This is a genomic window from Citrobacter sp. VF227 (assembly GCF_052950715.1).
Genome location: NZ_JBRFVF010000004.1, coordinates 1 through 18903, shown reverse-complemented (window position 1 = coordinate 18903; position 18903 = coordinate 1). Strand labels below are relative to the sequence as shown.

The window sequence follows — 18903 nt, the reverse complement described above, 5'->3', positions numbered from 1 at the left end:
AGCAGCTCGGTAACGTTTACATATTACCGGGCTGCTTCTTCAGGATTTATCTGCTTTCGCCAGTTCTTTTACCAGCGGCAGCATAATGCGTACCACGTCGCGGCTACGGCGCTCTATCCGGCCCGGTAAGGCTTTATCGATATGCTGCTGGTTATCCAGTCGCACATCATGCCAGCTGTTGCCAGCCGGGAACGAGGCGCTTTTGGCGCGCTGTTGATAGCCATCTTTCTTGCCCAGGCTCCAGTTGGTCGCTTCAACGGAGAGCACGGCAATACCCGCGTCGTCGAAGACTTCCGAATCGTTACAACATCCTGTTCCCTTCGGATAGTCTTTGTTCAGGCCCGGATTGGTACTGGCTACAATCCCGCGACTATGCGCGATAGCCAGCGCCCGGTCGCGCGTCAGTTTTCGAACTGCTTCCGGGGTTTTCTTACCGCTGTTGAAATAGAGTTTATCCCCGACGATCAGGTTATCGAGGTTAATCACCAGCAGCGTGTTTTTCTTCTCGGCGGCACTCATTCGTTTCAGAATGTTTTCTGCGCCGAGTTTGCCTTCTTCCTCGCCGCTGGTGGCAATAAATCGGATGCCGTACTGCGTCGGCACGTCTTTGAGTTTTTCCGCCAGTTCCAGCATTACGCCAACGCCTGCAGCGTTGTCGTCGATACCTTGCAGGGTTAACCCACCCAGATTGGCATCTGAATCGGCGTCGCTTTGTGCAGCGTAGGTGTCTAGATGCGCCATGATAATAATCTGCTGCGGCGCTTTACCTTCATGTGCTGCAATAACGGTGCTTCCCGTTACGTTATGCCAGTTTTTACGGTTATTTTTGGCGGTATAAACATAACGGCTATTAAACGTACGAATATCACTGCTGTAGCCCATCTGCTGAAATTGCTGACGTATATAATCAGCAGATAACATTTCAGCCGGAGATCCCGTCACGCGGCCCGGGAAAAACGTTGCAATATATCGAGCCTGGGTATTTGCGATATCTCCAGGTTTGGAGGATGTTGCCTGTGCTGGAAGGATAAAACACGCGCCGAGCGCCATGGCAGCAATAAGGTGGCGCGTTGCGGAAAACATAATGAGTCCTTAAATACCAAGCAGAAATTTTCAGCCGCTAGTATGAAACTGTGATCGAGGTAAAACAATTTCATTTGCTCCTAAATGCCCGAAATCCGGTAGCTTAAGCACTTTTTGATATTTGCTTTTCCGGATCGTTATTCCTTTGAGGAACTACTCATTCCAATTCGTAATTTCATTCGCCCTCTTGCCCTCCCTATAGTCAGGTTATCTGAGCATCGTTAGCAAAATAACGGCATTACATAGGAACGGTTATGGATCAAAAACGACTTACCCACCTGCGGCAACTGGAAGCGGAAAGCATCCATATCATTCGTGAGGTGGCCGCCGAGTTTTCTAATCCGGTGATGATGTATTCCATCGGCAAAGATTCCAGCGTAATGCTGCATCTGGCGCGTAAAGCGTTTTATCCTGGCACGCTGCCGTTTCCTCTGCTGCACGTTGATACCGGCTGGAAATTCAGCGAGATGTACGAATTTCGTGACCGTACGGCGAAAGCCTATGGCTGCGAACTGCTGGTGCATAAAAACCCGGAAGGGGTGGCGATGGGCATCAACCCGTTTGTCCACGGTAGCGCCAAACATACCGACATTATGAAAACCGAGGGGTTGAAGCAGGCGCTGAACAAATACGGTTTTGACGCCGCGTTCGGTGGCGCTCGCCGTGACGAAGAGAAATCGCGCGCTAAAGAACGCATCTATTCTTTCCGCGATCGTTTTCATCGCTGGGACCCGAAAAACCAGCGTCCGGAACTGTGGCACAACTACAACGGACAAATTAATAAAGGTGAAAGTATTCGCGTATTCCCGCTCTCCAACTGGACCGAACAGGATATCTGGCAGTACATCTGGCTGGAAAACATCGACATCGTACCGCTGTACCTGGCGGCGGAGCGTCCGGTGCTGGAACGCGACGGCATGTTGATGATGATTGATGACGACAGAATCGATCTGCAACCTGGGGAAGTGATTAAAAAACGCATGGTACGTTTTCGCACGCTCGGCTGCTGGCCGCTGACGGGGGCGGTGGAGTCGCATGCGCAGACGCTGCCGGAAATTATCGAAGAGATGCTGGTCTCAACCACCAGTGAACGTCAGGGCCGCGTGATTGACCGCGACCAGGCGGGCTCCATGGAGCTGAAGAAACGTCAGGGGTATTTCTAAGGAGCCGCCATGAATACGACACTTGTACAACAAATTGCTAATGAAGGCGGCGTTGAAGCCTGGATGGTTGCCCAGCAACACAAAAGTCTGCTGCGCTTTTTAACCTGCGGTAGCGTGGATGACGGGAAAAGTACCCTGATTGGTCGCCTGCTGCATGACACGCGTCAAATTTACGAAGATCAGCTTTCATCGCTGCACAACGACAGCAAACGTCACGGCACCCAGGGCGAAAAGCTCGATCTGGCGTTATTGGTTGACGGCTTACAGGCCGAGCGTGAGCAGGGCATCACCATCGACGTGGCTTACCGTTATTTCTCTACCGAGAAGCGTAAATTTATCATTGCGGATACCCCGGGTCATGAGCAGTACACCCGTAACATGGCCACCGGTGCGTCGACCTGCGACCTGGCGATCCTGCTGATCGATGCGCGTAAAGGCGTGCTGGATCAGACTCGTCGTCATAGCTTTATCTCCACGCTGCTTGGGATCAAACACCTGGTGGTGGCGATCAACAAAATGGATCTGGTGGACTTTAGCGAAGAGACATTTAACCGCATTCGCGAAGACTATCTTACTTTTGCTGAACAGTTGCCGGGCAACCTGGATATCCGGTTTGTGCCGCTCTCTGCGCTGGAAGGCGACAACGTGGCTTCGCAAAGCGACAGCATGCTGTGGTACAGCGGTCCGACGCTGCTGGAAGTGCTTGAAACCGTTGAGATTCAACGTAGTGTTGATACGCAACCGATGCGTTTCCCGGTGCAGTATGTGAACCGACCGAATCTGGATTTTCGTGGTTATGCCGGAACGCTGGCCTCCGGTAGCGTGAAGGTCGGGCAGCGCGTCAAAGTGCTGCCGTCCGGCGTTGAGTCCAGCGTAGCGCGGATCGTCACGTTTGATGGCGACTTGCAGGAAGCGCATGCGGGAGAAGCGATAACCCTGGTATTGAAAGATGAGATCGACATCAGCCGGGGCGATCTGCTGCTTGATGCCGGCGAGGCTTTGCCGGCGGTACAAAGCGCTGCCATTGATGTGGTTTGGATGGCGGAACAACCACTGTCGCCTGGACAGAGTTACGACATCAAAGTTGCAGGCAAGAAGACCCGCGCACGCGTTGATAGCGTGCAGTACCAGGTCGATATTAATAACCTTACCCAACGTGACGTTGAAGCGCTACCGCTAAACGGCATCGGTCTGGTTAATCTCACCTTTGATGAGCCGCTGGTGCTGGATACCTATCAACAGAACCCGGTAACGGGCGGGCTGATTATTATTGACCGCCTGACCAACGTTACCGTTGGCGCGGGGTTAGTACGTGAGCCAATCATTCAGGAGCACGCGGCGGCTTCTCAGTTCAGCGCGTTTGAGCTGGAGTTTAATGCGCTGGTGCGTCGCCACTTCCCACACTGGGACGCGCGCGATCTGCTGGGAGGACAATAATGGCGCTGCATGACGAAAACGTCGTCTGGCATGCCCATCCTGTTACACCGCAACAGCGGGAACAACGCCACGGTCATCGTGGTGTTGTGCTGTGGTTTACCGGGCTGTCAGGTTCCGGTAAATCCACGGTAGCAGGGGCGCTGGAAGAAGCGTTGCATAAGCTGGGGGTGAGTACTTATCTTTTGGATGGCGATAACGTGCGTCACGGTCTGTGCAGCGATCTTGGATTTAGTGATGCCGATCGTAAGGAGAATATTCGTCGGGTTGGTGAAGTGGCTAACCTGATGGTGGATGCGGGTCTTGTGGTGTTGACCGCCTTTATCTCGCCGCATCGCGCCGAGCGCAAAATGGTCCGCGAGCGGGTTGGCGAAGGGCGTTTTATTGAGGTTTTTGTCGATACGCCATTAGCAACGTGTGAAGCACGCGATCCAAAAGGGCTGTATAAAAAAGCGCGGGCGGGTGAGTTGCGCAATTTCACCGGAATTGATTCAGTATACGAAGCGCCTGAATCGCCAGAGATTCATCTTAATGGTGAACAATTGGTAACAAATTTGGTACCCCAATTATTAGACCTGCTGAGGCAGGAAGATATTATCAGATCCTGAGACACCCGAGCTCACATGCCCGGTCAGTCACGGTCACAGGATTAGATATGCGTAACAGCCATAACATTACTATTACAGAGTCGGATACCTTCGCCGCCGACGACGAAACCACCTGGTCACTACCGGGGGCCGTGGTCGGTTTTATCGCGTGGTTGTTGGCGCTGGGATTCCCGTGTCTGATGTATGGCCCTAATACACTGTTTTTCTTCATTTATACCTGGCCCTTTTTCCTCGCATTGCTGCCCGTGGCGATTGTCGCGGGTATTGCTTTGCACTCGCTATTGAAGGGACGGTTGCTGCTGAGCATTATCTGCACCCTGTTGGTGGTTGGGGCGATGTTTGGCGCACTATTTCTATGGTTGCTGGGTTAGGTAAACGCCCTTTTTTAACAATCGCCACGTTGTTCACTCTCTGGTCATAATTCAAACCGTAACCAACAATGAGATTATGTTCTCCTTACACGGGGTATACGTAACAATGGGCAAATGTGGTACATTTGCCCGCGTTGTCGCGGCATTCCCGACCGTTGATGTAAAGTTGTCTGCGGAAATTATGGGATGTTAATGCCGTTTTTCAGGGGGCAGGATGGGTAAACTAACGCTGCTGTTGCTGGCTTTATTAGTCTGGCTGCAGTATTCGCTGTGGTTCGGTAAGAACGGCATACATGACTATAGTCGCGTCAACGATGATGTTGCTGCGCAGCAAGCTACAAACGCGAAACTTAAAGCGCGTAACGATCAGCTTTTTGCCGAAATTGACGATCTCAATGGCGGACAAGAGGCTATTGAGGAGCGTGCGCGCAACGAACTTAGTATGACTAAGCCGGGCGAAACCTTTTATCGTCTGGTGCCTGACGCGTCTAAACGCGCTCAGACTGTAGGGCAAAACAATCGATAAACCGTCCAGGGATTTAACATGGCAGCCACTTTATTGGACGTTTGCGCCGTGGTGCCGGCTGCCGGGTTTGGCCGCCGAATGCAAACAGAGTGTCCTAAGCAGTACCTCTCTATAGGCAATAAAACCATTCTCGAACACTCGGTTGATGCGCTGCTGGCGCATCCCCGGGTGACGCGAGTCGTCATCGCTATCAGCCCAGGCGACAGCCGCTTTGCCCAACTTCCACTTGCTGCGCACCCGCAAATTACCGTGGTGGATGGCGGCAACGAGCGTGCCGATTCTGTCCTTGCCGGTTTGCAAGCCGCAGGGGGGGCCCGTTGGGTGCTGGTGCATGATGCCGCGCGTCCGTGTCTGCACCAGGATGATCTGGCCCGTTTGCTGGCAATCAGCGAGTCCAGCCGTACCGGTGGGATCCTTGCCGCACCGGTACGCGACACAATGAAGCGCGCGGAGCCGGGGCGAACAGACATAGCGCATACGGTCGATCGCAACGATTTATGGCATGCGTTGACGCCGCAGTTTTTCCCACGCGAGCTGTTGCACGACTGCCTGACGCGTGCGCTCAATGAAGGCGCAACCATTACGGACGAAGCCTCGGCGCTGGAATATTGCGGCTTTCATCCACAGCTGGTTGAAGGACGTGCTGACAACATCAAAGTCACCCGCCCGGAAGACCTGGCGCTGGCGGAATTTTATCTGACCCGAACTATCTAGACACTTTATCCTTCACGCTGCAACGAGGCAGCTTGAAGGATGATGTGTATACCAGGAGAAGACATAATGCGAATTGGACACGGTTTCGACGTACACGCTTTTGGCGGCGTTGGCCCAATTATCATTGGTGGTGTGCGCATTCCGTATGAAAAAGGATTGCTGGCGCATTCTGATGGCGATGTGGCGTTACATGCGCTAACCGATGCTCTGCTTGGCGCGGCCGCGCTGGGGGATATCGGTAAACTCTTCCCGGATACCGACCCGGCCTTTAAAGGTGCAGATAGTCGTGAATTATTGCGTGAAGCCTGGCGGCGTATTCAGGCCAAAGGCTATACGCTTGGTAATGTGGATGTGACGATTATTGCTCAGGCGCCGAAGATGCTGCCTCACATTCCGCAAATGCGTGTGTTTATTGCCGAAGACCTCGGCTGCCATATGGAAGATGTTAACGTGAAAGCGACCACCACGGAAAAACTCGGTTTTACCGGGCGTGGGGAAGGGATTGCCTGCGAAGCGGTGGCGTTACTCATTAAGGCAACGAAATGACTGCGTTTGAAGATCTGACGTATCTCCATGGCAAACCACTGGGCCATGGCGTCCTGAAAGCAAACCCGGAAGACTTTGTCGTCGTCGAAGATTTAGGCTTTGAACCGGATGGCGAAGGCGAGCATGTTTTGGTGCGTATCCTGAAAAACGGCTGTAACACCCGTTTTGTCGCTGACGCATTGGCGAAGTTCCTGAAAATTCACGCCCGTGAAGTCAGCTTTGCCGGGCAGAAAGATAAGCATGCGGTCACGGAACAGTGGCTGTGCGCGCGCGTGCCGGGCAATGCGATGCCTGATTTAAGCAAATTTGAGCTTGAAGGTTGTAAAGTGCTGGAGTACGCGCGCCACAAGCGTAAGCTGCGTTTAGGGGCGCTGAAAGGCAACGAATTTACGCTGGTGCTGCGTGAGGTGAGTGAGCGAAATGATGTTGAAGCGCGTTTGCAGGCGATTAGCGAGCGCGGCGTACCGAACTATTTTGGCACTCAACGTTTTGGTATCGGCGGCAGCAACCTGCAAGGAGCGTTGCGTTGGGCGCAAAGCGATGCGCCGGTGCGCGATCGCAATAAACGCAGTTTTTGGTTGTCGGCGGCCCGTAGCGCGTTGTTTAATCAGATAGCCAGTGAACGCCTGAAAAAAACAGACTTTAATCAAGTTGTTGACGGCGATGCGCTACAATTATCGGGGCGCGGAAGCTGGTTTGTCGCCACACAGGAAGAACAAACTGAATTACAGCGTCGCGTCGATGAGAAAGAATTGATGATAACAGCGGCATTGCCGGGCTGCGGTGAGTGGGGAACTCAACGCGACGCACTGGCGTTTGAAGAAGCCGCTGTTGCTGATGAAACCGCGCTGCAGTCTCTGTTATTGCGCGAGAAAGTCGACGCGTCGCGTCGCGCTATGTTGCTGTATCCACAACAATTAAGCTGGAACTGGTGGGATGACGTAACCGTTGAGTTACGTTTCTGGCTACCGGCAGGTAGCTTCGCCACCAGTGTTGTAAGGGAACTTATTAACACAATGGGTGATTATGCGTATATTGCTGAGTAACGATGATGGGGTCCACGCACCCGGTATACAAACGCTGGCGAAAGCGCTGCGTGAGTTTGCTGATGTACAAGTGGTTGCCCCGGATCGTAACCGCAGTGGCGCGTCTAACTCGCTGACGCTGGAGTCCTCACTTCGCACGTTTACCTATGATAACGGCGATATTGCCGTACAAATGGGTACGCCTACCGACTGCGTCTATCTGGGTGTGAACGCATTAATGCGTCCGCGTCCGGACATTGTCGTTTCTGGTATTAACGCGGGTCCAAATCTGGGTGATGATGTCATCTATTCCGGTACCGTTGCGGCGGCGATGGAAGGTCGTCACCTCGGGTTCCCTGCGCTGGCTGTTTCACTTGATGGTCATAAACACTACGATACCGCTGCGGCGGTCACCTGCCGTATCTTACGGGCGCTGAGTCGTGAACCGCTGCGCACCGGACGCATTTTAAATATCAACGTGCCGGATTTACCGCTGGATGAGATTAAAGGGATCCGCGTCACCCGCTGCGGCAGTCGTCATCCGGCGGATCTGGTTATTCCACAGCAGGACCCGCGCGGCAATACGCTGTACTGGATCGGGCCACCGGGAGAAAAATGCGACGCCGGGCCGGATACGGATTTTGCCGCGGTCGATGAAGGCTATGTTTCCATCACGCCGCTGCATGTCGATTTAACCGCATACGGCGCACATGAAGTGGTTTCTGACTGGTTAGACAGCGTGGGAGTCGACACGCAATGGTAAGCAGACGCGTACACACTCTTCTTGAACAATTACGTGCGCAGGGCATCAGAGATGAGCTTGTTCTCGATGCGCTCGCCGCCGTGCCGCGTGAAAAATTCATTGATGAGGCGTTTGAACATAAGGCCTGGGACAATATTGCCCTGCCGATTGGTCAGGGGCAGACGATTTCGCAGCCTTATATGGTAGCGCGGATGACCGAACTGCTGGAGTTAACGCCGCAGTCTCGGGTGCTGGAAATTGGAACTGGCTCTGGCTACCAGACGGCGATTCTGGCGCATCTGGTGCATCATGTGTGTTCCGTTGAACGCATTAAAAGTTTGCAGTGGCAGGCGCGTCGTCGCCTGAAGCAGCTTGATTTACATAATGTTTCGACCCGTCATGGTGATGGATGGCAAGGCTGGCACGCGCGAGCCCCGTTTGACGCTATCATTGTAACGGCTGCGCCGCCTGAGATCCCAACCGCATTGATGATGCAGTTGGATGAGGGCGGCATTCTCGTCTTACCCGTGGGCGATGAGCACCAGTTTTTGAAACGGGTGCGTCGTCGGGGAGGCGAATTTATTATCGATACCGTGGAGGCCGTACGTTTCGTTCCCTTAGTAAAAGGGGAGCTTGCGTAGATATCGGCTGTGAATACCTGGAGTTTTCCTGGATATTCTGGAACAGGTAAGCGTATTGTGACGATGCCTTGCACGGTGATTACGTCATGGGTTTTAACCAATTTTTTTCCTGGGGGATAAATGAGCGCGGGAAGCCACAAATTTACCGTTAGCCGTATTGCGGCATTGTCACTGGTTTCATTATGGCTGGCAGGTTGTTCAAATACCTCGAATCCACCAGCACCGGTCAGCTCGGTTAACGGCGCTGCATCAACGAATACCAGCTCCGGCATGCTGATTACGCCTCCACCAAAAATGGGCTCGACGTCGACGGTACAGCAGACGCCACAGATCCAGCCGGTGCAGCGGCCAACCACACAGCCAACACAAATTCAGCCTGTAGCAGAGCAACCTGTACAGATGGAAAACGGTCGTATTGTATACAATCGTAAGTATGGGAATATTCCGAAAGGTAGCTATACGGGCGGCAGTACTTATACTGTTAAGAAAGGCGATACCCTTTTCTATATTGCCTGGATCACCGGGAACGATTTCCGTGACCTCGCACAACGCAATAACGTTCCGGCCCCGTATGGCCTGAATGTCGGTCAAACTCTGCAAGTGGGCAACGCGTCTGGCGCACCGATTACTGGTGGTAATGCCATCACCCAGGCGGATGCAGCACAGCAAGGAGTTGTGACCAACCCTGCACAAAATTCCACCGTTGCTGTTGCTTCGAAACCAACAATTACGTATTCTGAGGATTCAGGTGAACAAAGTGCTAATAAAATGTTGCCGAACAACAAGCCTGCTGGGACTGTAGTCACAGCGCCTGTAACGGCTCCGGCAGTTAGCGCAACCGAATCAACTGCAAACTCAACGTCAACCAGTTCGCCAATCTCTACCTGGCGCTGGCCGACTGACGGCAAAGTGATCGAAAACTTTGCGGCTACCGAAGGTGGCAATAAAGGAATCGACATTGCAGGCAGCAAAGGACAGGCTATTGTCGCGACCGCAGATGGACGCGTCGTCTATGCCGGTAACGCGCTGCGTGGTTACGGTAATCTTATTATCATCAAACATAACGATGATTACCTGAGTGCCTACGCCCATAACGATACAATGCTGGTCCGGGAACAACAAGAAATCAAGGCGGGGCAGAAAATAGCTACCATGGGTAGTACCGGAACCAGTTCAACACGCTTGCATTTTGAAATTCGTTACAAGGGGAAATCCGTAAACCCGCTGCGCTATTTACCGCAGCGATAATTCGGCGGAACCAGGCTTTCACGTGCTAGTTCCGTTAGGGATCACGGGTAGGAGCCACCTTTATGAGTCAGAATACGCTGAAAGTTCATGATTTAAATGAAGATGCGGAATTTGATGAGAACGGAGTAGAGGCTTTTGATGAAAAAGCCTTGAGTGAAGAGGAACCCAGTGATAACGACCTGGCTGAAGAAGAGCTGTTATCGCAGGGGGCCACACAGCGTGTGTTGGACGCGACTCAGCTTTACCTTGGTGAGATTGGTTATTCACCACTGTTAACAGCCGAAGAAGAAGTTTATTTTGCGCGTCGTGCACTGCGTGGAGATGTCGCATCTCGCCGTCGCATGATTGAAAGTAACCTGCGTCTGGTGGTGAAGATTGCTCGTCGTTATGGCAATCGTGGTCTGGCATTGCTGGACCTGATTGAAGAGGGCAATCTGGGGCTTATCCGTGCAGTCGAGAAGTTTGACCCGGAACGCGGGTTCCGCTTCTCAACATACGCAACCTGGTGGATCCGCCAGACGATCGAACGGGCAATTATGAACCAAACCCGTACGATCCGACTGCCCATTCACATTGTAAAAGAGCTGAACGTCTATCTGCGTACCGCGCGTGAGTTGTCGCATAAACTGGACCACGAACCGAGCGCAGAAGAGATTGCTGAACAACTGGACAAACCGGTTGATGACGTCAGCCGTATGCTCCGACTCAACGAGCGTATTACCTCGGTAGACACCCCGCTGGGTGGCGATTCCGAAAAAGCGTTGCTGGATATTCTGGCCGATGAAAAGGAAAACGGTCCGGAAGACACCACGCAAGACGATGATATGAAACAGAGCATCGTCAAATGGCTGTTCGAACTGAACGCCAAACAGCGTGAGGTGCTGGCACGTCGCTTTGGTCTGCTGGGGTACGAAGCTGCGACACTGGAAGATGTGGGTCGTGAAATTGGCCTCACTCGTGAACGTGTTCGCCAGATTCAGGTTGAAGGTCTGCGTCGTCTGCGTGAAATTCTGCAGACTCAGGGGCTGAATATCGAAGCGCTGTTCCGCGAGTAAGCACTAGTTCTATCAAGAAAGGCCAGTCTCATTGGGACTGGCCTTTTTCTTTGACGATGTGTCCAGGCCGGGTAAGGAATAGCCGCAATCCGATAAATTACCCCATCATCTTACGCACCAGACGTGTGAACTGCTCACGCTCTTCATCAGATAACCGCCCCAAAAACTCATCATCTACGTCATTTCCCAGTGGGGTTGCGCTGGCCAGTAACGCTTCTCCTTGCGCGGTCAAATAAACAAACCGCCGACGCTTATCTGCCGGGTCGTGCTCACGCCTGACCAGATCGCGTTTTTCCATTCGGCTCAGCATTTCCGCAAGCGTCGCCTTGGTACAGACTGCTGCCTCGGTCAGGGTAACCTGTTCAATTCCAGGCTGTTCGGCAATGGCGCGCATCACCGCATACTGCGGTTTGGTCAGATCCGGTAATTCATGTTGCCAGCGAGCCGTATGCTGCTGAAAAAGCTGACGTAAAAGGTGGAAGGCTGTGTTTCTTAACGGCATGAGAGCTCCGGAATATCTGTCAGTCTCTATCTTAACGGGTAACGCGTCATAGTTTAACCATTGCTGCTTTAGCAATCTGTGCGAGGTGCTCTTGTCCGGAATGCATCGAGGGAGTATTTTAATAAAATGTTCGTACACGAACAAAATTGAGGGCGAAATGAGACTGATTGTAGGAATGACCGGGGCGACCGGCGCACCGCTTGGTGTGTCGCTACTGCAGGCGCTGCGGGCAATGCCGGGGGTAGAAACCCATCTGGTGCTGTCAAAGTGGGCCAAAACCACCATTGAACTGGAAACACCATACAGCGTCCGTGATGTGTCAGCGTTAGCCGATTATTGCCACAACCCGGCGGACCAGGCGGCGACCATCTCCTCCGGATCGTTTCGTACTGACGGCATGATCATTATCCCCTGCAGTATGAAAACCCTTGCCGGTATTCGTGCTGGCTATGCGGAAGGACTGGTGGGGCGCGCCGCTGATGTGGTGCTGAAAGAAGGGCGCCAGCTGGTACTGGTTCCGCGTGAAATGCCGCTTAGCACTATTCATCTGGAAAACATGCTCGCGCTTTCGCGCATGGGCGTCGCGATGGTCCCGCCGATGCCTGCGTTTTATAACCACCCGCAAACGGTTGATGACATCACGCAGCACATTGTGGCTCGCGTGCTCGATCAGTTTGGTCTGGAACACCCCAACGCCCGTCGCTGGCAGGGATTACGACAGGCGCAGAATTTTGCACAGGAGAATGAATAATGGCATTTGATGACTTGCGCAGCTTTTTACAGGCGCTGGACGACCAGGGACAATTGCTGAAAATCAGTGAAGAGGTCAACGCTGAGCCGGATCTGGCTGCGGCGGCTAACGCGACCGGGCGTATTGGCGACGGTGCGCCAGCGCTGTGGTTTGACAATATTCGTGGTTTTACCGACGCCCGCGTGGCGATGAATACCATCGGCTCGTGGCAGAATCATGCCATTTCATTAGGCCTGCCGCCCAATACGCCGGTGAAAAAACAAATTGATGAGTTTATCCGTCGTTGGGATAAATTTCCGGTTACGCCGGAGCGTCGTGCCAATCCGGCTTGGGCTGAAAACAGTGTTGATGGTGAGGAGATCAACCTGTTTGATATTCTGCCGCTGTTTCGCCTGAATGATGGCGATGGGGGATTCTATCTCGATAAAGCCTGCGTGGTGTCGCGCGATCCGCTGGATCCGGATAACTTCGGAAAGCAGAACGTCGGCATTTATCGTATGGAAGTGAAAGGGAAACGCAAACTTGGCTTGCAACCGGTGCCGATGCACGATATTGCGTTGCATCTGCATAAAGCTGAAGAGCGTGGTGAAGATCTGCCGATTGCCATCACGCTGGGTAACGATCCGATTATTACCCTGATGGGGGCTACGCCGCTGAAGTACGATCAGTCGGAATACGAAATGGCGGGGGCGCTGCGCGAAAGCCCGTATCCGATCGCCACCGCACCGCTCACTGGCTTTGACGTGCCATGGGGTTCAGAAGTGATCCTCGAAGGGGTCATTGAAAGCCGTAAACGTGAAATCGAAGGTCCTTTTGGTGAGTTTACCGGCCACTATTCTGGTGGTCGTAACATGACCGTGGTGCGTATCGATAAAGTCTCTTATCGCAGTAAACCGATTTTTGAATCGCTGTATCTCGGGATGCCGTGGACGGAAATCGACTATCTGATGGGGCCAGCAACCTGCGTACCGCTTTATCAACAGCTGAAAGCTGAATTCCCGGAAGTACAGGCGGTGAACGCCATGTACACCCACGGTTTGCTGGCGATTATCTCCACCAAAAAACGCTACGGTGGCTTTGCCCGTGCAGTCGGGCTGCGGGCAATGACCACGCCGCATGGTCTGGGTTACGTGAAAATGGTGATTATGGTTGATGAGGATGTTGATCCGTTCAATCTGCCGCAGGTGATGTGGGCGCTGTCTTCGAAAGTTAATCCGGCGGGGGATCTGGTGCAATTGCCGAATATGTCGGTGCTGGAACTTGATCCGGGCTCCAGTCCGGCGGGGATTACCGACAAGTTAATCATAGATGCCACCACGCCGGTTGCGCCGGATAACCGTGGGCACTACAGCCAGCCGGTATGTGATTTACCGGAAACGAAAGCCTGGGCTGAAAAGCTGACCGCCATGCTGGCTAACCGTAAATAAGGAGTTGCAGATGATTTGTCCCCGTTGTGCCGATGAACATATTGAAGTGATGGCGAACTCGCCGGTGAAAGATGTCTGGACGGTATATCAGTGCCAGCATTGTCTGTACACCTGGCGTAATACCGAACCGCTTCGCCGCACCAGCCGGGAGCACTATCCGGAGGCGTTTCGGATGACGCAAAAAGATATCGATGACGCACCAATGGTGCCGAGTATTCCGCCGCTGCTGGCGGAAGGTAAGCGCTAATACTGAAGGCCCGGGATTCCGGGTCTTTTTTTGCGCGCAGACTCGTAACGTATTGATAAATTGATTTGTTACAGCGGTATCGGGAATAGAATAGCGGCGGGTGCTTGAGGCTTTCTGAGCTTTGAGCATTGGCAAGGTCCCGGAAAGACAAAAGCCCCAGGAGATAGTTCTATCAACCTGAGGCTAGCGTACAAACCTGAACAATTTGGATGTTAGTCTCTTCTTTGCAGGGAGGCAAGACATGCTGACAAAATATGCCCTTGTGGCAATTGTAGTGCTGTGTTTTACGGCGCTGGGATTCACGTTAATGGTGCGAGATTCGTTGTGCGAGTTAAGTATTAAAGAACGTGGTATGGAGTTTAAAGCTGTTCTCGCTTACGAACCGAAGAAGTAGCTACAACGCGGGGGAAACCCCGCGTCTTGATGGTCCGGTACTGTCCTCTCGCACCCATTCCCGTGTAGCCCAATGCCCGATAAGCAAAGCGCCGTCGGGCACTGCATTTTTACACCAGGCTCTTCAACCGATAGATCCACTCCAGCGCCTGACGCGGCGTTAGTGAATCCGGGTCGAGGTTTTCCAGCGCTTCAACGGCGGGGGAGGTTTCTTCAGGCACTGAAAGCAGCGACATCTGCGTACCATCGACCTTGGTCGCGGCAACGTTCGGCGCAATGCTTTCCAGTTCGCGCAGTTTTTGCCGCGCGCGTTTAATAACTTCTTTCGGCACCCCTGCAAGGGCAGCTACTGCCAGACCATAGCTCTTGCTCGCCGCACCATCCTGAACGCTGTGCATGAAGGCGATGGTATCGCCGTGCTCTAACGCATCCAGATGCACATTAGCGACGCCTTCCATCTTCTCCGGTAACTGAGTCAGTTCGAAGTAGTGGGTCGCAAACAAGGTTAATGCTTTGATTTTATTAGCCAGGTTTTCCGCGCACGCCCATGCCAGCGACAGACCGTCGTAGGTGGAGGTTCCACGGCCAATCTCATCCATCAGCACCAGGCTGTTCTCGGTGGCGTTATGCAGAATGTTGGCAGTTTCGGTCATTTCTACCATGAAGGTGGAACGACCCGATGCCAAATCATCCGCTGCCCCCACGCGGGTAAAGATACGATCGATAGGCCCTATCTCGACTTTTTGTGCCGGAACATAGCTGCCGATGTAGGCCAGTAGCGCAATCAATGCAGTCTGGCGCATATAGGTACTTTTACCGCCCATATTCGGCCCGGTGATGATCAGCATCCGTCGTTGGGGCGAGAGGTTGAGCGGGTTGGCGATAAACGGCTCGGTCAGCACCTGCTCGACCACCGGATGACGCCCCTCGGTAATACGAATGCCGGGTTTATCGGTGAAGGTCGGACAGGTGTAATTCAGCGTATAAGCACGTTCCGCCAGGTTGACCAGTACGTCCAGCTCCGCCAGCGCGCTGGCGCTTTGCTGCAAATCCGCCAGGTGCGGGAGCAGCATGTCGAACAGCTCGTCATACAGCTGTTTTTCCAGCGCCAGCGCTTTGCCTTTTGACGTCAGAACTTTGTCTTCGTACTCTTTCAGTTCCGGAATAATGTAGCGTTCGGCGTTTTTCAACGTCTGGCGACGCACGTAGTTAATCGGAGCCAGATGACTCTGTCCACGGCTGATCTGAATGTAGTAGCCGTGTACGGCATTGAACCCGACCTTAAGCGTATCCAGGCCGGTGCGTTCGCGTTCGCGGATTTCCAGTCTGTCGAGGTAGTCGGTTGCGCCATCGGCCAGCGCTCGCCACTCGTCCAGCTCTTCATTGTAACCCGTGGCAATGACGCCACCGTCGCGAACCAGCACGGGTGGCGCTTCGACGACGGCGCGTTCAAGCAGTTCACGCAGTTTGGTAAATTCGCCCATTTTATCGCGCAGCATTTGCACGGGGGCACTGTCTACGCTTTCCAGTTGTGCACGCAGTTCCGGTAATTGCTGGAAGGCATGACGCATGCGGGCCAGATCGCGCGGACGCGCGGTACGTAAGGCCAGACGCGCCAGGATACGCTCCAGGTCGCCCACCTGTCGCAGCACGGGTTGCAATTCGCTGGTGGTATCCTGCAGCGCGCCGATGGTTTGTTGGCGCTCGGTGAGGATTTTAGTGTCGCGCACAGGCATATGCAGCCAGCGCTTGAGCATACGGCTGCCCATCGGCGTCACGGTGCAGTCGAGTACTGACGCCAGCGTGTTATCAAAGCCACCTGCCAGGTTCTGCGTGATCTCCAGATTACGGCGCGTGGCGGCATCCATGATGATGCTGTCTTGCTGACGTTCCATGGTGATGGAACGAATATGTGGCAGCGAGGTACGTTGAGTATCTTTTACGTATTGCAGCAGACATCCGGCGGCGCATAATCCGCGTGGGGCATTTTCCACGCCAAAACCAATCAGATCTCGCGTGCCAAACTGTAGGTTTAACTGCTGGCGGGCGGTATCAATTTCAAATTCCCACAGCGGGCGACGACGCAGCCCGCGACGCCCCTCAATCAGCGAAGTTTCAGCGAAATCCTCGGCATACAACAATTCAGCAGGGTTGGTGCGCTGAAGCTCTGCGGCCATGGTTTCGCGGTCGGCGGGTTCACTGACGCGAAAACGCCCTGAGCTGATATCCAGCGTAGCGTAACCGTAACCTTTACTGTCCTGCCAGATGGCGGCCAACAGGTTGTCCTGACGTTCCTGCAACAGCGCTTCATCACTGATGGTACCCGGCGTGACAATGCGTACCACTTTGCGCTCAACCGGACCTTTACTGGTTGCCGGATCGCCAATCTGCTCACAAATAGCGACAGATTCACCCTGATTGACCAGTTTGGCGAGGTAGTTTTCTACCGCATGGTGAGGAATGCCCGCCATCGGGATTGGCTCGCCCGCAGATGCGCCACGTTTGGTCAGGGAGATATCTAGCAGCTGAGACGCGCGTTTAGCGTCGTCATAAAACAGTTCGTAAAAGTCGCCCATGCGGTAAAACAGCAGTATTTCCGGATGCTGAGCCTTCAGCTTGAGATACTGCTGCATCATCGGCGTGTGGTTAGAGAAGTCCTTATCAAGTGACTCTTTCATATCTTCTTTGCTCTTTTTTTAATCTTTTTGGGTACCTGGGTAGTCTCATGCAAGCCCCTGGAAACTTGCATAAACCCACAAATTTGTCATTCGAAAGCCGCCTGACGGGCAGTAACGACGAGCTTTGGCTCGGCCAGAATAGTCTATCTTATCACCGACAACGACTGAGATTCACCCGTAGGTTTTGCCGCTACAAAAAATGACATTAAATACGCCTGGTATTTGTGGGAAGGAGTGGAGTTGTAAGAAAGTTTTACAGCGGCATAATTTATTATATCTGTAAATCTTTTTATTTATTTAATTTAAGGTGGCTCACCCTCCCAGTTGCATGTTTACTATTCATTACATAACTAATGATTAATTTAAATATTAACGAGATGGTTTTATTTAAAGGGCAAACTCTAATACGTCACATTTTTTAAAATTTCTGGAATGTACACGCCACAGAAATGATTTAAATCACTTTATTTATTCCTTGCGTATCCAAAATGATGCGGTGATTCTCTACATCAATAAGGAAATGGATATGAGTTTACCCTCTCAGGATAATAAGGTAGGGCCGGGAGCTTATTTTGCTCTGGCATTCGCTGCAGTATTTTTCTCCGGACTACTCGGCGGCAAAGAATGGTATGGCGTATTTGATTTCACCACCCTGAACGGTGCTTTCGGTAAAGTCGTCAGTAAAGCGAGTCTCGAGGGGGATACGCTGACGACAACGACCAGTGCGTTTCGTGGTACCGGCGGTCACGGTGCCATGGATGGTTTTCTCTTTGCACTGGGATTAATTCCTGCTGTCATGTTTGCCCTTGGCATGATCAACGTGCTTGAACACTATGGCGCTTTGCGTGCGGCACGTCGTTTATTAACTCCTCTGCTGCGTCCTCTGATGGGGATCCCCGGAAATACCGGCCTGGCGCTGATCGGCAGCCTGCAGAGCACCGACGTTGGCGCATCGTTAACGCGAAATCTGGCCGACGAAGGCGAAATTACGCAAAACGAAAAAGATATTTTCGCCATGTTCCAGTTCTCTGCTGGGGCAATGATCACCAACTTCTTTTCCTCCGGTGCCATTCTGTTCACGCTGATGGCGGTGGACGGTACTCCAGTCGTGCCAGCGTCTATTGGCGCGTGCGTGGCTGTGATGTTCATTATGAAAATTGTTGGCGCCAATGTAATGCGTCTGATCCTGACTTTTACCAGTAAGAAAACCCAGTCAACTGCTCCAGGAGAAGCATCATGAGCGCACCAACCTCTAATCCGGTTATTACTGATGTTTTTGTCGAAGGGGCCCGTAAAGGCTGGAATATTGCGACAACCAGCACTCTGCCAAACGTGGTGATGGCGTTTATCATCATCAAAGCGCTGGAGATTACCGGCGCGCTGAAAGGGCTTGGTATGGTGTTCGCACCGCTAATGGGTCTTTTTGGTCTTCCCGGCGAAGCCGCAGCGGTATTGATTGGCGGCTGGATGTCGATGGGCGGTGGGATTGGGGTAGCGATTGGTCTGTTTGATAAAGGCATTCTGACCGGCGAACATCTGGCTATTCTGGCACCGGCAATCTATCTGATGGGGTCGCAGGTACAGTATTTGGGCCGCATTCTCGGCGTTATTGGCACCAGCGCTAAACGTATTCCCCTGATGATAATTATCTCCGTTCTGAACGCTTTTTTAGCGATGCTGCTGATGCGCATTATTCTCTGATAAGGAATGACCATGGATTTGGAAAAATACATTAATGAACTGCAAACG

At 52.8% G+C, this 18903-nt stretch carries 21 protein-coding genes; 18 read left to right on the top strand and 3 right to left on the bottom strand.

The window, feature by feature from the left end; genetic code table 11:
• Positions 1–39: 39 nt before the first annotated feature.
• Positions 40–1083, bottom strand: coding sequence for an aminopeptidase (locus ACU8YC_RS14675; RefSeq protein WP_151218232.1), 1044 nt, complete (start codon positions 1081–1083; stop codon positions 40–42).
• A gap of 254 nt (positions 1084–1337) precedes the next feature.
• Here ACU8YC_RS14675 and cysD point away from each other — a divergent pair, with 254 nt between their 5' ends.
• The 12 genes from cysD to rpoS all read left to right on the top strand — a co-directional run bounded on the left by cysD (position 1338) and on the right by rpoS (position 11156).
• Positions 1338–2246, top strand: a complete 909-nt coding sequence (cysD, locus tag ACU8YC_RS14670) for a sulfate adenylyltransferase subunit CysD (RefSeq protein WP_151218231.1) — start codon at positions 1338–1340, stop codon at positions 2244–2246.
• A gap of 9 nt (positions 2247–2255) precedes the next feature.
• The gene (cysN, locus tag ACU8YC_RS14665) at positions 2256–3683 is read left to right on the top strand and encodes a sulfate adenylyltransferase subunit CysN (protein ID WP_446895481.1); all 1428 of its coding nucleotides are present in this window, start codon (positions 2256–2258) and stop codon (positions 3681–3683) included.
• A complete protein-coding gene (gene cysC / locus ACU8YC_RS14660) occupies positions 3683–4288 on the top strand; it encodes an adenylyl-sulfate kinase (RefSeq protein WP_187253121.1) in 606 nt (201 codons plus the stop codon). Before cysN ends, cysC begins: the two co-directional genes overlap by 1 nt.
• A 47-nt stretch (positions 4289–4335) precedes the next feature.
• Positions 4336–4659, top strand: coding sequence for a DUF3561 family protein (locus tag ACU8YC_RS14655; RefSeq protein ID WP_151218229.1), 324 nt, complete (start codon positions 4336–4338; stop codon positions 4657–4659).
• A gap of 214 nt (positions 4660–4873) precedes the next feature.
• Positions 4874–5185 (top strand): cell division protein FtsB, encoded by a 312-nt coding sequence (gene ftsB / locus ACU8YC_RS14650; RefSeq protein ID WP_151218228.1) that lies wholly within the window; start codon positions 4874–4876, stop codon positions 5183–5185.
• Positions 5186–5203: 18 nt separating this feature from the next.
• Positions 5204–5899, top strand: a complete 696-nt coding sequence (ispD, locus tag ACU8YC_RS14645) for a 2-C-methyl-D-erythritol 4-phosphate cytidylyltransferase (RefSeq protein ID WP_151218227.1) — start codon at positions 5204–5206, stop codon at positions 5897–5899.
• Between the two features lie 66 nt (positions 5900–5965).
• Positions 5966–6445 (top strand): 2-C-methyl-D-erythritol 2,4-cyclodiphosphate synthase, encoded by a 480-nt coding sequence (gene ispF / locus ACU8YC_RS14640; protein ID WP_151224260.1) that lies wholly within the window; start codon positions 5966–5968, stop codon positions 6443–6445.
• Positions 6442–7491, top strand: coding sequence for a tRNA pseudouridine(13) synthase TruD (gene truD / locus ACU8YC_RS14635; protein WP_151224259.1), 1050 nt, complete (start codon positions 6442–6444; stop codon positions 7489–7491). The genes ispF and truD overlap by 4 nt, the downstream gene beginning before the upstream one ends.
• The gene (gene surE, locus ACU8YC_RS14630; RefSeq protein ID WP_151218225.1) at positions 7472–8233 is read left to right on the top strand and encodes a 5'/3'-nucleotidase SurE; all 762 of its coding nucleotides are present in this window, start codon (positions 7472–7474) and stop codon (positions 8231–8233) included. Before truD ends, surE begins: the two co-directional genes overlap by 20 nt.
• The gene (locus ACU8YC_RS14625) at positions 8227–8853 is read left to right on the top strand and encodes a protein-L-isoaspartate(D-aspartate) O-methyltransferase (RefSeq protein WP_286543804.1); all 627 of its coding nucleotides are present in this window, start codon (positions 8227–8229) and stop codon (positions 8851–8853) included. Before surE ends, ACU8YC_RS14625 begins: the two co-directional genes overlap by 7 nt.
• Positions 8854–8973: 120 nt before the next feature.
• Positions 8974–10101, top strand: coding sequence for a murein hydrolase activator NlpD (gene nlpD / locus ACU8YC_RS14620; RefSeq protein ID WP_446895480.1), 1128 nt, complete (start codon positions 8974–8976; stop codon positions 10099–10101).
• A 62-nt stretch (positions 10102–10163) separates the two neighbouring features.
• The gene (gene rpoS, locus ACU8YC_RS14615) at positions 10164–11156 is read left to right on the top strand and encodes an RNA polymerase sigma factor RpoS (RefSeq protein WP_000081498.1); all 993 of its coding nucleotides are present in this window, start codon (positions 10164–10166) and stop codon (positions 11154–11156) included.
• A gap of 97 nt (positions 11157–11253) precedes the next feature.
• Here rpoS and ACU8YC_RS14610 read toward each other — a convergent pair whose 3' ends face one another.
• On the bottom strand, positions 11254–11658 hold the full coding sequence (locus ACU8YC_RS14610; RefSeq protein WP_151224257.1) for a MarR family winged helix-turn-helix transcriptional regulator: 405 nt from the start codon (positions 11656–11658) through the stop codon (positions 11254–11256).
• Positions 11659–11815: 157 nt separating this feature from the next.
• Here ACU8YC_RS14610 and ACU8YC_RS14605 point away from each other — a divergent pair, with 157 nt between their 5' ends.
• The 4 genes from ACU8YC_RS14605 (at position 11816) to ACU8YC_RS14590 (ending at position 14477) form a co-directional block, all read left to right on the top strand.
• Positions 11816–12409 carry a non-oxidative hydroxyarylic acid decarboxylases subunit B gene (locus ACU8YC_RS14605; protein WP_151224256.1) on the top strand — a complete coding sequence of 198 codons (594 nt, stop codon included), beginning with the start codon at positions 11816–11818 and terminating at the stop codon, positions 12407–12409.
• Positions 12409–13836, top strand: coding sequence for a non-oxidative hydroxyarylic acid decarboxylases subunit C (locus ACU8YC_RS14600; protein ID WP_187258912.1), 1428 nt, complete (start codon positions 12409–12411; stop codon positions 13834–13836). The genes ACU8YC_RS14605 and ACU8YC_RS14600 overlap by 1 nt, the downstream gene beginning before the upstream one ends.
• Before the next feature lie 10 nt (positions 13837–13846).
• Entirely contained in the window at positions 13847–14083 is a 237-nt protein-coding gene (locus ACU8YC_RS14595; RefSeq protein WP_151218219.1) for a non-oxidative hydroxyarylic acid decarboxylases subunit D, read from the top strand.
• A gap of 241 nt (positions 14084–14324) precedes the next feature.
• A complete protein-coding gene (locus ACU8YC_RS14590) occupies positions 14325–14477 on the top strand; it encodes a Hok/Gef family protein (RefSeq protein ID WP_003034202.1) in 153 nt (50 codons plus the stop codon).
• Positions 14478–14586: 109 nt separating this feature from the next.
• Here the strand turns inward: ACU8YC_RS14590 and mutS are convergent, their stop codons facing one another.
• On the bottom strand, positions 14587–17154 hold the full coding sequence (gene mutS / locus ACU8YC_RS14585) for a DNA mismatch repair protein MutS (protein ID WP_446895479.1): 2568 nt from the start codon (positions 17152–17154) through the stop codon (positions 14587–14589).
• Between the two features lie 520 nt (positions 17155–17674).
• On the opposite strand from mutS, the gene ACU8YC_RS14580 reads away from it, so the two are divergent.
• Together ACU8YC_RS14580 and ACU8YC_RS14575 are read left to right on the top strand one after the other, a co-directional pair.
• On the top strand, positions 17675–18394 hold the full coding sequence (locus tag ACU8YC_RS14580) for a nucleoside recognition domain-containing protein (RefSeq protein ID WP_446895478.1): 720 nt from the start codon (positions 17675–17677) through the stop codon (positions 18392–18394).
• Complete coding sequence (locus ACU8YC_RS14575; RefSeq protein ID WP_151218217.1) at positions 18391–18855, top strand: YjiG family protein; 465 nt, start codon at positions 18391–18393, stop codon at positions 18853–18855. The genes ACU8YC_RS14580 and ACU8YC_RS14575 overlap by 4 nt, the downstream gene beginning before the upstream one ends.
• Positions 18856–18903: the final 48 nt, after the last annotated feature.